This is a genomic window from Anaerobacterium chartisolvens, assembly GCF_003337415.1.
GTDB lineage: Bacteria > Bacillota > Clostridia > Acetivibrionales > DSM-27016 > Anaerobacterium > Anaerobacterium chartisolvens.
The window spans coordinates 168,906-183,996 of sequence record NZ_QPJT01000007.1 but is presented as its reverse complement, the minus strand read 5'-3'; the positions used below and the strand labels follow the sequence as shown (position 1 = coordinate 183,996).

General features: G+C 44.9%; 14 protein-coding genes. All 14 read left to right on the top strand.

Features of this window, described 5'->3' with window-relative positions:
• Window positions 1-64 precede the first annotated feature (64 nt).
• The 14 genes from DFR58_RS08160 to DFR58_RS08095 all read left to right on the top strand — a co-directional run bounded on the left by DFR58_RS08160 (window position 65) and on the right by DFR58_RS08095 (window position 15,063).
• Window positions 65-931, top strand: a complete 867-nt coding sequence (locus tag DFR58_RS08160) for a class I SAM-dependent methyltransferase (RefSeq protein WP_114297319.1) — start codon at window positions 65-67, stop codon at window positions 929-931.
• 7 nt (window positions 932-938) lie between these two features.
• A complete protein-coding gene (locus tag DFR58_RS08155) occupies window positions 939-1,622 on the top strand; it encodes an RluA family pseudouridine synthase (protein ID WP_114297318.1) in 684 nt (227 codons plus the stop codon).
• Window positions 1,623-1,783: 161 nt separating this feature from the next.
• Window positions 1,784-3,094 (top strand): MFS transporter, encoded by a 1,311-nt coding sequence (locus DFR58_RS08150; protein WP_114297317.1) that lies wholly within the window; start codon window positions 1,784-1,786, stop codon window positions 3,092-3,094.
• A gap of 101 nt (window positions 3,095-3,195) precedes the next feature.
• Window positions 3,196-3,408 (top strand): hypothetical protein, encoded by a 213-nt coding sequence (locus DFR58_RS08145; RefSeq protein WP_114297316.1) that lies wholly within the window; start codon window positions 3,196-3,198, stop codon window positions 3,406-3,408.
• 387 nt (window positions 3,409-3,795) lie between these two features.
• Window positions 3,796-4,437, top strand: a complete 642-nt coding sequence (locus DFR58_RS08140) for a vWA domain-containing protein (protein WP_114297315.1) — start codon at window positions 3,796-3,798, stop codon at window positions 4,435-4,437.
• Window positions 4,438-4,616: 179 nt separating this feature from the next.
• Window positions 4,617-6,029, top strand: a complete 1,413-nt coding sequence (locus DFR58_RS08135; protein ID WP_114297314.1) for a PP2C family serine/threonine-protein phosphatase — start codon at window positions 4,617-4,619, stop codon at window positions 6,027-6,029.
• Window positions 6,030-6,044: 15 nt separating this feature from the next.
• Window positions 6,045-7,523 (top strand): protein kinase domain-containing protein, encoded by a 1,479-nt coding sequence (locus tag DFR58_RS08130; RefSeq protein ID WP_207659157.1) that lies wholly within the window; start codon window positions 6,045-6,047, stop codon window positions 7,521-7,523.
• 145 nt (window positions 7,524-7,668) lie between these two features.
• The gene (locus DFR58_RS08125; RefSeq protein WP_114297313.1) at window positions 7,669-10,317 is read left to right on the top strand and encodes a calcium-translocating P-type ATPase, PMCA-type; all 2,649 of its coding nucleotides are present in this window, start codon (window positions 7,669-7,671) and stop codon (window positions 10,315-10,317) included.
• Between the two features lie 94 nt (window positions 10,318-10,411).
• Window positions 10,412-10,993: a TerD family protein gene (locus DFR58_RS08120; protein WP_114297312.1), complete on the top strand. Its 582-nt coding sequence runs from the start codon at window positions 10,412-10,414 to the stop codon at window positions 10,991-10,993.
• 97 nt (window positions 10,994-11,090) lie between these two features.
• Window positions 11,091-11,774, top strand: coding sequence for a TIGR00266 family protein (locus DFR58_RS08115; protein WP_114297348.1), 684 nt, complete (start codon window positions 11,091-11,093; stop codon window positions 11,772-11,774).
• A 41-nt stretch (window positions 11,775-11,815) separates the two neighbouring features.
• Window positions 11,816-12,463 carry a TerD family protein gene (locus DFR58_RS08110; RefSeq protein ID WP_114297311.1) on the top strand — a complete coding sequence of 216 codons (648 nt, stop codon included), beginning with the start codon at window positions 11,816-11,818 and terminating at the stop codon, window positions 12,461-12,463.
• Window positions 12,464-12,484: 21 nt separating this feature from the next.
• A complete protein-coding gene (locus DFR58_RS08105; RefSeq protein WP_114297310.1) occupies window positions 12,485-13,069 on the top strand; it encodes a TerD family protein in 585 nt (194 codons plus the stop codon).
• 116 nt (window positions 13,070-13,185) lie between these two features.
• Window positions 13,186-13,761 carry a TerD family protein gene (locus DFR58_RS08100; RefSeq protein ID WP_114297309.1) on the top strand — a complete coding sequence of 192 codons (576 nt, stop codon included), beginning with the start codon at window positions 13,186-13,188 and terminating at the stop codon, window positions 13,759-13,761.
• A 57-nt stretch (window positions 13,762-13,818) separates the two neighbouring features.
• Window positions 13,819-15,063: a TerD family protein gene (locus DFR58_RS08095; RefSeq protein WP_114297308.1), complete on the top strand. Its 1,245-nt coding sequence runs from the start codon at window positions 13,819-13,821 to the stop codon at window positions 15,061-15,063.
• Window positions 15,064-15,091: the final 28 nt, after the last annotated feature.

Sequence of the window (15,091 nt, the reverse complement as noted above, 5' to 3'; positions counted from 1 at the left end):
CTTGTGTGAGGTGCTTGGGGATGCAGTATTTTAATATAATACCTTAAGGAGGTTTGCCGATTAAATGTTGCTTGCGGATGATTGGAAGGACTATGAGCTTATAGATACGGGAGAAGGAGAAAAGCTTGAGAGATGGGGAACCTACGTGCTAAGGAGGCCGGACCCTCAGGTGATATGGCCTGCTGCCGACATTGAGGGTGACAGGTGGAGAAAGGCCGACGCCCGCTACCTAAGAAGCAGCAGCGGGGGAGGGCACTGGGAATACAGGACAAGGCTGCCCCGGCGCTGGAATATATCCTATGGCGGGCTTAAGTTTTACGTAGAGCCTACCGGCTTTAAGCATACCGGACTGTTCCCGGAGCAGGCGGCCAACTGGAAATGGATGATGGAAAAGATACGCTCCTCAGGGGAAAAGGTAAGGGTTTTGAATCTGTTTGCCTATACGGGGGGGGCGACTGCCGCGGCAGCCTATGCCGGAGCAGAGGTTTGCCACGTTGACGCCTCTAAGGGAATGGTATCTAAGGCAAAGGAGAATTTGCTGCTGTCTGGCCTTGGTGAAAGGCCTGTCAGGTACATTACCGATGATGCTGTCAAGTTTGTTGAGAGGGAAAAAAGAAGGGGGAACTGCTATGAAGCTGTAATCATGGATCCTCCGTCATATGGAAGAGGGCCGGGGGGAGAATTGTGGAAAATTGAGGACGAGCTTTACAGGCTGGTTGAGCTGTGTGCCGGAGTGCTGTGCGCAAAGCCTCTTTTCTTTCTCATAAACTCCTATACCACAGGTCTTGCGCCTACAGTATTGAGCAATGTCCTTAAGCTTACTGTCGCCCGAAGGTTCGGGGGACGTATAGAAAGCGATGAGGTTGGGCTTCCTGTGGCTTCCGGCGGACTTGTGCTTCCATGCGGCGCTTCCGGAAGATGGGAGGCGTAGAGGCAAAATGGCAGGTAAAACTCCTGAAATCAGAATATTATACGAGGATAACCACCTTCTGGCAGTGGAGAAGCCTGTAAATGTGCTTTCTCAGAGCGACAGCACAGGCGATGCCGACATGCTTTCCCTGCTTAAGGAGTACATACGGGTGAAGTACGGCAAGCCCGGAGATGTATATCTGGGGCTGGTACACAGACTGGACAGGCCGGTAGGAGGGGTCATGGTGTTTGCAAGAACCTCTAAGGCTGCATCCCGCCTGTCGGAGCAGATACGGCGCCGGGAGTTTAAAAAGACCTATATGGCGGTTGTACACGGCTCGTTTTCCTCCGGCACAGGAACGCTGCGCCACTGGCTTAAGAAGGATGAAGCGGAAAATACGGTAAGGGTGGTTTCTGCTGAGACAGAAGGCGCTAAAGAGGCGGTTCTGGATTATTATGTTTTAGGCTCAAGGGATGGCGTAAGCCTTGTAAAGATAGACCTGCATACCGGCCGCTCCCATCAAATCAGGGTTCAGTTCTCTCAAGAAGGTCATGCTCTGTTTGGAGACCAGAAATATGGAAGGGGCTTAAATAAGGCAGGACAACAAATTGCGTTGTGGTCATTGGCAATTGAGCTTTTGCACCCCACCCTCAAACAGCCTTTGGAGCTTAAATGCACTCCTCCCAATATATTTCCATGGAGCTTGTTTTAAGAATAATTTACATTTTTCGAGTTATTTTTCACAATAAACTCTAAAAAACTTTGCTAAATATGCATATATAATTTATAGTTCCGGTGTAATAGAATAATAAAAGACAGGGATTATCACAGTATATCATGTATATATGATATAAAATTTATGGGGTCAATTTTATGGGTGTTAGGAATATTTTTAGAAGGACATATTTTAGAGAATCCCGATTGTCCAAAAAGGACTATTACACAAGCAGAGGTCTTTTTATCTTTGAGGGCTGTTCAGCCGCCGCCATTCTCTCACTGACAAGCGGAGCTTTTTTGGCGGGTTATGCCCAGTACCTTGGCGCAAGCGATCAGCTTAACGGCATAATAGCGGCAATCCCCACTCTTGCGGGAGTAATTCAGCTTCTTTCCCCCATTCTGTTTGAAAAAATGGCTAAAAGGAAGTTTGTCGTATCTGCTCTTTGCCTTGCTTTCAGATTGATGCTGGGTGCTATGGTGTTTATTCCGCTTATTGTTCAAGACAGGCTTGCGAGAATTGTCTTGCTTATTGCAATGTATTTGTCTGCATACCTGATGTCGTCGTTTATTACTCCGGCCGCAAGCAACTGGATTATAAGCCTTACGCCCTCCCGCATAAGAGGAAAGTATTTCGGAAGAAAGGATTCCTATTCACTGGCGTTTGTTGCCGTCGTTACTCTGGTAATGGGAAAGGTGCTGGATATATTTAAGCACGGGGGCAATCCATACATGGGCTTTGCTTGTGTTTTTACTGTGGTAACCGTTCTCGCACTGGTAAACTTCTTTCTTTTATCCTCCATAAAGGAGCCCCCGGTGGTTGCCAATGATGTGCCGCAGGATATAAAACGCGTATTGACGGAGCCTTTGAAGGATCGCAGGTTCAGAAAGGTTGTAATATTGAGTATACTGTGGAATATAGGTCTGCAAATAGGAGGGCCTTTTTTTGGGGTATACCTGGTGACAGGGCTTAAGCTGCAATATACCTATATTATGATATACACAATGCTTTCCTCGGCAGCCAGCGTGTTAATGGTAAGAGTTTGGGGCAGGCTTGCTGATAAAAAATCATGGGCCTTTACAACCAAGATGTCTATCGGGCTTTTGGCGGTAGCCCATAGCCTGTGGTTTTTTGTGAATATTGACACCGTTTACCTTCTTGTGCCGGTGCTTCATATCATTTCGGGAGCTGCCTGGGCGGGAATCAACATATCAATCTTCAATATACAGTTTAGTTTCGCGCCTGAAAAGGGAAGGACTGTATACATAGGCTTCAATGCCGCGCTGGGAGGCATATTCGGGTTTATCACAGCGTTTGTGGGGTCGTTCATTGTGGGAAGGCTTGAAGGGCACACCGTATCAATTCTCGGGTTTACCATAGGAAATATGCAGACGGTTTTCGGGCTTTCGGGGATTTTGCTTTGTGTTTGCGCGGTTTTTATACATTATTGCATACCGGCACAAAAGTAAAAGCCGACGGAAAATTCATTTCCACTTTTTTATGCATTTCATAGAACGTGTGTTTGATTTTTCCCGCCGGTTGTGCTAAAATTTTATTAAGGGTGATTTATATGATTGATAAAATTTTACGCGACTCCTTAACGCGCGGCTGGGTTGTGACAATTATATATTATAAGGACGGGAAGATAACAAAAAGAAATATAGAGGTAAAGGCCGTCTCGGGGGACAGGGTTATGGCGTACTGCCATTTAAGAGGGGGCATAAGAATGTTTTCGCTAAAGAATATTTTTGCGGCGGATTACTGCAGGAAAATGGCTAATTAAAAGATCAAATACCATGCAAATTATTTCAAGACGGAATGTCTGCGCCTGCTTTTTTTCTTAATATTAAAGATATTGAGTATAACCTTTAAATAAAGGTTAATTTAAGGGATACTCATTGACAAATAATATACTATAAAGTAGAATATTGATAATATTTATATTAAAATTACCGAAATGATGGTACTGCGGTTAAGACAAAAGCTGTATTTGGCTGGGCCGGAGGGTTAATATTGTTGTTGTTTTAACATACATAAAATGTAAAGCTGCCTGAAACAGTCGGTATTTCCCGGATTGGTCGTGCAGCTTTTGGGTTTTGTTGGGGCAAGTAATAATGTTTTATATAATACAATAGCATTTTAGAAGTATGAAAAGGAGTATGAACATATTATGGCTGATTTTGGACGAAGATTGCCTGTTTACCTTCTATTGGACTGTTCGGGCTCAATGTCGGGAGAGCCTATAGAAGCTGTAAAACAGGGTGTTAAGGCATTACTTTCGGATTTGAGAGGTGATCCTCAGGCTTTAGAGACGGCATATTTGTCCGTAATTACCTTTGACAGCACTGCGAGACAGGTTATACCTCTTACGGAGCTTATGCAGTTTAAAGAGCCTGAACTGAATGCCGGAGGAGCTACCGCATTGGGCGGAGCACTTAAATTGCTGTCGGAATGTATAAAGAAAGAGGTTCGCAAGTCCACAGAGTCACAGAAGGGAGATTGGAGGCCGCTTGTATTCCTGCTTACCGACGGTGAGCCTACCGACAACTGGCAGGAGCCGGCAAGAGAGCTTAAGGAGTCAAAGCCTGCAAATATTATTGCCTGTGCCGCCGGCGCAAACGCGGATACCAGAGTGCTTAAGCAGATTACCGAATCTGTTGTTGTGATGAATACCGTTTCGGCGGGAGATTTGGCACAGTTCTTTGCGTGGGTATCAGGGTCTATCAAAATGTCTTCAAAGAGCTTAGACGCCAAGCCGGGAGGGGCTATTGAGCTGCCACCTCCTCCTCAGGGATTTGTTATTGTTCCGTAATATTTTGCATTCCAGATGTGCTGCCGGCTGTAATAAAAAGCAGCAGTCTGGAATGTTTTGATTATTGTGCCTCAAAAAAAAATAAAAGTCTTTAACACTAACATCTAAGGAATAACGAAAATATATTTTCGGTATTCCTTAGAAAGTACGTTTCTTAGAGAAGAAATGGAGTTACTGTAATGGATACAGATGAAAAGAAAAACAGTACACCGCCTGAAAAGCAAGAGGATTTCCAAAGTCAAAGCGTCAATGTTCAGCCTGCGGATTCGCCGGAGAGTGAAGAGGCCGAGGAAAATCCCGAAATGCCTGCTTCCGGCAGCAATCCGGATGCACCTGAAGCTGCTGTTAACCCCGTTAATGAAGCAGTTCCCGTGGTTCCCCTGACCAACGAAGAGGTTACCGCTCATACGGCGGCGTTGTGGAAATACCTTCCTGTGCCTGATGAAGAGCCCGAATGTCATGACGAATATGATTCAAGAGCTGTGCAGCTGGAGCAGGGGGCTCTGATAGGCGCCCGTGTACGGGGGAAAAAGCATAAGCATGAGGGCACAAATTGTGATGATTGGTTTGAATTTGAAAGCGTGGATGACTGGGTGCTTATAGCTGTTTCCGACGGCGCGGGCTCAAAAAAGTATTCCCGCATAGGTGCCCGTGAATCCTGCAAGGCTGCAATCCGGTATATGAAGGATAAATTTTCGGAGCTTAAGGCGCATCCCTCGCAGGCAATTAAAGGTATTGAGCTGCCTTTTGGCGATAAGGGCTTTTCAGAGGCGTGCGGCGAGCTTGCATCTATTGTGCAGAGGGGAGTTTTAGAAGCATACGACGCTGTCGAAAAGGCTTTTGAAGCAAGAAGGACAAATCTTGAGTTCAGCAGGCCTTTAAACAGAGAGCTTACCTTTAAGGATTTTTCTGCTACAATGCTGGTGGCTGCTGCTATCCCGACTGTTATTGACGGCAAAAGGGAGTATCTTATTATTTCATGTCAGATAGGGGACGGAATGCTTGCGTCGGTTAATCCCGAGCTGCCATACGGCAAGGCCCTTAAATTGTTGGGGGAGCCTGATGGAGGCAGCTTTGCGGGAGAAACCGATTTTCTTACCTCTCCTCAAATGAAGAAGATTGAAACTCTTATGAGAAGAACCAAAATTGCACGCAGTCCAATTACATGTCTTATAGTCATGAGTGACGGGGTGGCTGATGACTACTACCCTAACGATCCTCAGATATTGAGGCTTTATATGGATTTGCTGTTTAACAAAATTGCGGGCGGGGAAACAAAACAGCATGAGGATTCAGACGCCGTTGATGTCAAAATGGCTGATAAAATTCCACAGCCCACTGCATACCCGTGGGTTAACAACCCGTCTGTTAGAATTCCCCTCCATTATACCGACAAAATTATGAAGGCTGCCGAGCTGAGTCTTGAGGAAGCATGGGATAATAAGGATATTATAAGGGCTGCTTTAGAGAGGGCGGGAGATTTTCATTTAAGTGAAGCAGGGGATAAGGGAGAGGCATTGAAGGTATGGCTCGATAATTATGTTGAGAGGGGTTCCTTCGATGACAGGACACTGGTAATCTTTCATGTATGACAGGTGGTGAATATTGTGGCAGCTAACGCACAAGCTACATTGACTGACGGAAGAAAAATTCCGTATGTTATAAAGGATAACCCTCCGAGAGGGGGTATGAAATATACATATTTTGCTCCTGATAAATCGTATGTCGTCCAGTTCTTCAATAATCCTAATGTCGGACTCGATGCCAATACCCGTGCAAGACTTGAGGCAATAACAGGCAGGTATAACCCCACGCTTCCCGAAGATCAAGGAGGGGCAAGGGGAAACGATCAAAAATTGGCCGACTATTTTTCTCAGAGCTTCTGTTGGCCGTCTGCTATTGTGGAGTCGCCGGAGCTTGGAATTGTGTGCCCTGCGTATCCGTCCAATTTCTTTTTCAACCCCAAGTCATCCTCACAGTTGAATCTGGAGGGCAAGGATAAAAAAAGCAATTGGTTTACCTCCCGCAACAGAAGGTATCTGGATAAGTCCGAGCTTGGGAATTTTCAAATGATGATGAAAATGTCAATACTGCTTGCAAGGTCTATACGCCGTATGCATCAGGCGGGTCTGGCTCATTCCGACCTGTCCAGCAACAATGTGCTTATAGACCCTAAAAGCGGCAGGTGCGTTGTAATCGATATAGATTCTCTTGTTGTGCCGGGACTGTTTCCGCCGGAGGTTGTGGGCACCAGAGGGTATATTGCGCCTGAAGTTTTAAAAACAATGGAATTAAGCTATAATAATTCAGACAAAAAGCTTCCGAGCACGTATACTGATTTACATGCACTGCCTGTACTCATTTATGAGTACTTGTTTTTCAGGCATCCGCTGCTTGGACCTAAAATATATTCGGCACAATCTGCTGAGCAGGACGATTTTCTGGCGTTAGGAGAAAAGGCAACATTTATAGAGAACCCCAGAGATCAATCCAATAGGCCTAAGGGGCTTAGCCCTACAATTAAGGACCTTGGGCCGATACTTGAAAGGCTTTTCATCAGAGCATTTGTCGACGGGCTGCATTGCCCTGACTTAAGGCCGACGGCGATGGAGTGGGAAAGGGGCCTTGTGCAGACATGGGATTTGCTTTATGCCTGCCCGAACCCCTACTGCGAGCAGAAGTGGTTTGTGCTGTATGATGAAAAAAAGCCTGTTTGCCCCTTTTGCAAAACAACTGTAAGAAACTCCGAAATACTTCGGTTTAAGCTAAAGTCGGAGTCAAGGGGGTGCCCGGGGCAATGGCTGAATGTAAATGAGCTGGTTGTTCATCATAATACGCCTCTTTTTAAATGGCATATTTTTAGCAATGTGTTTGCGGACGAAAAGGCAGATCGGACAATGCAGGCATACGTATGCAAGCATAACGGACAATGGCTGCTGGTAAACCAGAATGTAAACGGAATGCTTTCCCCCAGTGGAAATTCTGTTCCTGCCGGACAAGCCATACTACTGAAGGACGGAGTGGTTTTCAGGGCATCCAGAGAGGACAGGGGAATGCTGGTTCAAGTATCTCTGGCAAAAGTGTGACAGTATAAATTTAGCTCCCGTGGAAATGATTAAATACTATGGAGATAAATAATGCTGTATTATGCTGATACATATTACAGGAGGTGGTTAGAGAAGGACTTTTGGTGTAGCTATGGCTTAACTACAAAATTGAGGAGGAAGACGAGTGAAGAAAATTGGCTTGGATGATAGTCAGGTAGAAGAATTGAGACAAAAATTCGGGGATAACACTCTTGGCGAGAGTGAGACGGAAAGCTTCTGGGAAAAGCTCAAGGGTAATTTCGGAGACCCGATGATTAAGATTTTATGTGTAGCACTTATTATAAATGTAATTTTTGCATTTCTAGGACAAACTGAATGGTATGAGTCTGCGGGAATTGCTTTAGCGGTAATTCTGGCTACCTTCATTTCAACCTTTTCCGAGTATAGAAATGAAAATGCATTTCAGAAGCTGCAGGATCAGGCATCTAAAATTAAATGCAAGGTCTACCGCAACGGAGATGTGGTAGAGATACCCATTGACGACGTTGTTGTTGACGATTGCATTTTGCTTCAGACCGGGGATAAAATACCGGCGGACGGCATACTGCTTGACGGAAGCATAAAGGTTGATCAGTCTGTTTTAAACGGAGAGGCAAAAGAGGCTTCAAAGAAGGTTATGCCGGACGATTATGTGGAGCAGGGCACGTCAACCGATTTCCTGAATGAGTATAAGGTGTTCCGGGGAACGGTTGTATGCTCGGGAAATGCAACAATGGCTGTAACCACAGTAGGGAAAAAGACGGTATACGGGCAGATAGCAAGCGAGCTTCAGGTGCAGGAAGACAGAGACACTCCGCTTAAGGTAAAGCTCAGCGGACTTGCGGGAAACATAAGCAAGTTCGGATATATCGGAGGTCTTGCGATAGCGGTAGCCTTTCTGTTTCAAAGGATAGTTATTCATAACGGCTTTGACTTGGCCCGAATAGTAGAATACTGTTCCAACTGGATGACTGTTTTAAACAATGTCGTAGAAGCCGTTATTCTTGCCGTTATAATAATTGTTATGGCTGTTCCTGAAGGACTGCCTCTGATGATAGCTATTGTTTCGGCGCTCAACATGGGCAAAATGCTCAAGGACAACGTATTGGTGCGAAAAATTGCCGGAATAGAAACAGCCGGAAGTATAAATATTCTTTTTAGTGACAAAACAGGGACAATAACTAAGGGAAAGCTTGAAGCGGTAGTTTTTGTCGATGGTGAGGGAAGGGAATATAATGATTATTCCAAGGTAATAGGCGAGCTTGGGAAGCTGCTGTCGTTAAGCGTTTACAGCAATTCCTCCGCAATGGTTGTAGGAGGCTCGTCAAATACAAAAATAATAGGCGGTAATGCCACAGAGCGTGCAATTTTGGGGTTTGTCGCAGGAAAAAGCAATAACATAAAGGCAGCAACAATTGAATCAATACCCTTTAACAGTGAAAACAAGTATTCTGCCGCTCACGTACACGGCGATTACCACTGTACTCTTATAAAGGGAGCTCCTGAGAATATAATCAGCAGGTGTACCAACTACTTTGATGTTGACGGGCAGAAAAAGTCTTTTGAAAGCAAAAAGGCGGTTGAGGAGCAGATAGATAAGCTTGCGGCCAGAGCAATAAGAGTTCTTGCTCTCGCAACCACAGAATTGGAGTTAAATGGAGAAGAGCTTCCCGAGGGCGAATGGACGCTGGTTGGTATTATAGGAATACGCGACGAGGTAAGGGCCGAGTCCATACCTGCTATAGATGAGGTGCAAAACGCAGGCGTGCAGGTTGTTATGATTACGGGAGACCGCAAGGATACCGCTGTTGCTATTGCAAAGGAAGCTGGACTTATAAAAAAGGACACCGATATTGTGCTGACATCGGAGGAGTTGCAGGAAATGCCGGATGAGGATTTGAAAAAGAAGCTTAAGGATATAAGGGTTGTATCCAGAGCACTTCCGAGCGATAAGAGCCGTTTTGTCAGAATAGCGCAGGAAATGAACCTTGTTGTAGGAATGACGGGAGACGGAGTGAACGATTCTCCGGCCTTGAAAAAGGCCGACGTGGGCTTTGCCATGGGCGGAGGCACAGAGGTGGCCAAGGAAGCCAGCGATATTGTCATAATGGATGATAACTTCAGTTCAATTGACAAGGCAATACTTTATGGACGTACTATTTTCAACAGTATAAGGAAGTTTATAATTTTCCAGCTAACTATAAATGTAACTGCGGTTCTCATATCGTTTATAGCTCCCCTGCTGGGAATGGAAAACCCGCTCTCAATTACGCAGATCCTGTGGGTAAACCTTGTAATGGATACTCTGGCAGCTCTGGCATTTGGAGGAGAGCCGGCTCTTAAACGCTTTATGAAGGAAAGACCTAAGCGCAGGGATGAAAACATTGTCAGCCCGTATATGTGGAGATCGATACTTACAGTAAGCCTTTGGCTGTTTGCGGTAAGCCTGTTTATGCTGATGTCACCGTTTGCGGCATCGTTATTCCGTGAGCATCCCGGCAATATCTATATGCTTACCGGATACTTCTCGTTCTTTATATTTGCGTCGGTATTCAACGCGTTTAACGCAAGAACTGAGAAAATGAATCTTTTTGACAATATAGGGAAAAACAAAGGGTTTATAAGGGTTATAGCATTAATAGTGGTAATTCAGGTGCTTATGACATATTTAGGAGGAGCTGTGCTTAGATGTGCGGGCCTTACAGCGGCAGAGTGGGTATTTACACTTGCTTTGGCACTTACCGTTATACCTGTGGATTTAATTAAAAAGGCCGTTTTAGGAGTACAAAAGTAGTTGGAGATAGTGATAAAGTGTTTAATTTGTGTATACATCTGTTACTATAATTTATAAAATAGTAATTAAAAATAAAACAGAAGGAGTGATAGAAATGGCGATTAGCTTACAAAAAGGACAGAAGGTGGATTTGACCAAAACCAATCCCGGCCTTACAAAGCTTGTAGTTGGTTTAGGGTGGGATACAAACAAGTATGACGGAGGCTTCGATTTTGACTTGGATGCGGCGGCATTTATGCTTGCTGAGTCAGGTAAGGTAGCAAGTGAAAAGGATTTCGTTTTCTATGGCAATAAATCTCATGAAAGCGGTTCGGTGCAGCATATGGGGGACAATTTGACCGGTGAGGGCGAAGGAGACGACGAGCAGGTGAAAATTAACCTGCAGGCTGTTCCTGAGAGCATTAAGAAAATTGACTTTACCGTTACAATACATGAGGCTGAAGCCAGAAAACAAAACTTTGGACAGATTTCAAACGCATATATAAGAATTGTGGATGAAGCGAAAAATGAGGAGCTTATACGCTATGATCTCGGAGAGGACTTCTCTGTGGAAACGGCTGTTGTGGTAGCAGAGCTCTACAGGCACGGCACCGAATGGAAGTTCAATGCAATAGGAAGCGGGTTTCAGGGCGGGCTTAAGGCTCTGTGCGGGAGCTTTGGCATAGATGTAGCTTAAATATGCAAGTTATCGGAAGCTTTTGCCGCGGACAGGGCATTTACCTGTCATGCGGCAAAGGCTTTGGATTTTAAGAGGAGATGAAGGTGGGATAATTTTGAAGTATGAGATTTTATATCAGGATGCGTTTCCTGTTGTGAGATGTGAATTAAGGCGGGGAGAGAGACTGAAGGCTGAATCCGACGCTATGGTAGCAATGTCTGGGACAATAGATGTTACGGGAGGGGTTGAGGGAGGGCTGTTCCGCGGACTTACGCGAATGCTTGCGGGAGAAAGCTTCTTTTTTCAATATCTTACTGCCAGCCGCGGCGACGGAGAGGTTTTATTTGCGCACTCCACTCCGGGTGGTATAATAGACGTAGAGCTGGACGGCTCTTATGGCTTAAGGGTTCAAAAGGACGGCTTTCTGGCCGCCACCGACGGTATTGAGATCGACACAAAGGCTCAGAATCTGATACAGGGTATCTTTAGCGGAGAGGGTCTTTTTGTATTGAATGTAAGCGGAAAGGGGACAGTGTTCGTAAGCAGCTATGGCGCTATCCATGCGATAAACCTGAACCCCAATGAAGAGATTATTGTGGACAACGGGCATTTGGTGGCATGGGCTGATTACATGAACTATTCTATTGAAAAAGCCTCGGGAGGCTGGGGCAACAGCATAATGTCGGGAGAATTTCTCGTATGCAGGTTTAGGGGGCCCGGAGTTGTGCTGATACAGACCAGAAATCCCAAGGGCTTTAAAAATTGGTTAGGAAAGCTTGGAATTACAGGCTCAAAATAACAGATGACGGTTATCATTTCATCTGCGTAAGGAGGTTTATTATGTCGGTTAATTTGCAAAAGGGTCAAAAGGTGGATTTGACCAAGGGAAATACAGGCCTTAAAAAGATAATGGTCGGCTTAGGATGGGATGAAGCTCCTTCCTCGGGTCAGGGCAAGGGCTTTCTTGGCTCTTTATTCGGAGGAGCAAGCAAGACCCAGAGCATTGACTGCGATGCCTCTGCCATACTTTGTGGATCAGGGGGTAAAATAATTGGGGGGCGTGCTCTGATAGGTCAGAACATGCTTTCAGAGGATATAGTGTATTTTGGAAACTTGAGCCATACCAGCCGGTGTGTAAAGCATATGGGAGATAACCTCACAGGTGCGGGCGAGGGCGACGATGAGCAAATACTGGTTGATTTGCAGGATTTGCCGTCAAGATATGAGAAGATAGTATTTGTAGTAAACATTTACAAGGCGGGAGAGCGCAATCAGCATTTCGGAATGATAAAAAATGCGTTTATAAGGATTGTGGATGCGGGGACAAATAAGGAGCTTTGCAAATTTAATTTATCGGATAGCTATAACAATATGACTGCTATGATATTTGGAGAGGTCTATCGCTACCAGAATGAATGGAAGTTTAATGCAATAGGGGAGGCAACAAGCGACAGCGGTATTGTAGCGACAGCTAACAGATACGTATAAAATTTTTAGGAGGTGCATTTTATGCCGGTTAATCTTTCAAAGGGACAGCGCGTAAGCCTGGATAAATCTATAACGCTTGCAATGGTGGGACTTGGATGGGACACAAATCAATACGACGGAGGATATGATTTTGACCTTGACGCGGCGGCCTTTTTGCTTGGGGAGAATGGAAAGGTATTAAGTGACAATGACTTTATTTTCTACAATAACCTTGACGGGAGAAACGGTGCGGTAAAGCATACCGGAGATAATCTGACCGGCGAGGGAGACGGCGATGATGAAGTAATTCTTATTAATTTCAGCAAAATGCCCAGTGAAGTCCACAAGGTGGCCATAACCGTTACTATCCACGATGCGGTTGCGCGCAGACAAAATTTCGGACAGGTTTCCAATGCATATGTACGTGTTGCCAAGATGGCAAATGACAATGATACTAAGGGCGAAGAGGTTCTGAGATTCAATCTTGTTGAGGAGTTTTCTGTTGAAACAGCTCTGGTGGTTTGTGAAATATACCGCCACGGGAAGGACTGGAAATTCAATGCCGTTGCCGCAGGGTATCAGGGAGGGCTTGAGGCGCTCTGCCGCAGCTTTGGTGTAAATGTATAAGGCTGATACTTTTGAATTAGAGGCTGCTGCAAGGCATGACTAGTTTTGCGGCAGCCTGTTTATAAAATTTTCATGTGCTTTGGAAATACTTATGCAATGAATTGGGGTAGCTTGATATGGCAGTGAATCTTAAAAAGGGTGAAAAGGTTAATTTATCAAAGTGTGATAAAAAGCTTAAAAGGATTTTAGTGGGGCTGAGGTGGAGAGAGATCCCGTCTTTTAAGGGTCAGTCGGTTGACTGTGATGCCTTTGCTATTTTGCTTGATAAAGACAAAAAGCTGATGTCGGGAAATGATGTTGTTTACCATGCTAATCTGGAGCATTCTTCAAAATCCGTCCTGCATGGAGGAGATAATTTAAAGGGCTCAAATACCGCCTCAGACTGTGAGCAAATATTTGTTGAGCTGTCAAAAATACCGCAGCAGGTACATTTTATAGTGTTTGCGGTTTCAATATATAAGGCTGAAGAGAAAAAGCAGGATTTTGGTGTTGTAGAGGGTGCAAGGGTGCAGGTGTTAAATGCTGAGAGCAATGAGACGCTGTGCATATATGATTTAACCGACAGTTATTCAAAAATGACCTCGGTTATTGTAGCGGAGTTGTGCAGAGCGGGAGATGGATGGTGCTTTCATGCGGTGGGACAGGGGACCTGCGATAAGGGAATAGGAGATGTATTCCGCAGATACAGATAATCTTTTTGATGCACGGGCAGTAAAAAATATTAACTTTATAGATGTGAGGTGGAGCGTATGAAGGTTGACATACAGCAGCTTTTAGATAATTGTTTGCCGGATGCCTCTGTACAACTGGCTGTAGGAGAATTTGAAGGACCGTTTTATATACGGAAGCCCTGTACCGTTACCGGAGCTTCTACCACCCTTTGGGCAAAAAAAGGGCCTGTACTGGTTATTGCATCAAAAGGAGTAAAAATAAAAAATTTACGCGTTGAGGTTACAGAGCACAGCGCAAATGCCGATGATTTTACATGTCTGGTTTCAACTGCGGCTGACACGAAATATGAAAATGTAGAGGTAATAGGGAATATAAAGGGGATAAGGGACGAGGAGGACGTTTGGGATATACCTCAGGTAATTCATCTGGGAGAGCTTCCGGCGGAAAGCCGAGCTTCTTTTGTGATGGAGGTGCAGGTGCCTGTCGGTGTAAGGCTGAAATCCACTATCAGGGATATTTCCATAAGTCCTGAACACCTCATGCCGGGAAGAAATAAAATAACCATAGCCTCGGAAAAGCTGAAGGAGGGCACCTTCATATACGGAGAAATACTGTTTGAATCCATGTTTATACGAAGGGCATATATAAACGGGTCTGTAAGGCCAAATGTGTCGGGATATGTAAATAACAGAGTGGTATATCAGGCAAGCAGCCATGCTCCGGCAGTAATGTCCGGCTCCTCAAATACCGTTTCCGCCTTAAATATTATTGCGCCTATGGTGTCTGATCCAAGCGTTGGCATCTTGAAAAGAGGGCAGCGTTTATCAATTAATGGAATACTTGAAGACAAAATTCAGTTGAATTTAACATGGTCGGGCATGATCCAGCAGATGGATGTTGATCCTTACGTGTTTATGCTTGAAAAGAACGGAAAGGCTCGAGGGGATGACAGTCTGATATTTTTTGGCAACCCGTCGTCGCGGTGCGGAGGGGTAAAATGCTTAGATGACAATGGAGACAAGTCGATACTGATAGATTTGGCAAAAATTCCGGCAGAAATATCGACTATTTCGGTTGCGTACTCTATTTATGGAAACAACGCCAACAATAACTTTTCAAAAATAGTCGATCCCGTGGTAAGGATATTGTCAGAGGGCAGGGAGAAGCTGCGGTTTTTTGCTAAGGATCTGCTTATTGAAACGACTATTGTGGCAATCGAATTTTACAGGTACAAAAACGAATGGAAAATAAATACCGTGGGTGCCGGATTCAGGGATGGTCTTAAACGCCTGTGTGAGAGCTATGGGCTGTCTGTAATCTAGTGCTCAGGGCACTATTCTTGATGAGTCT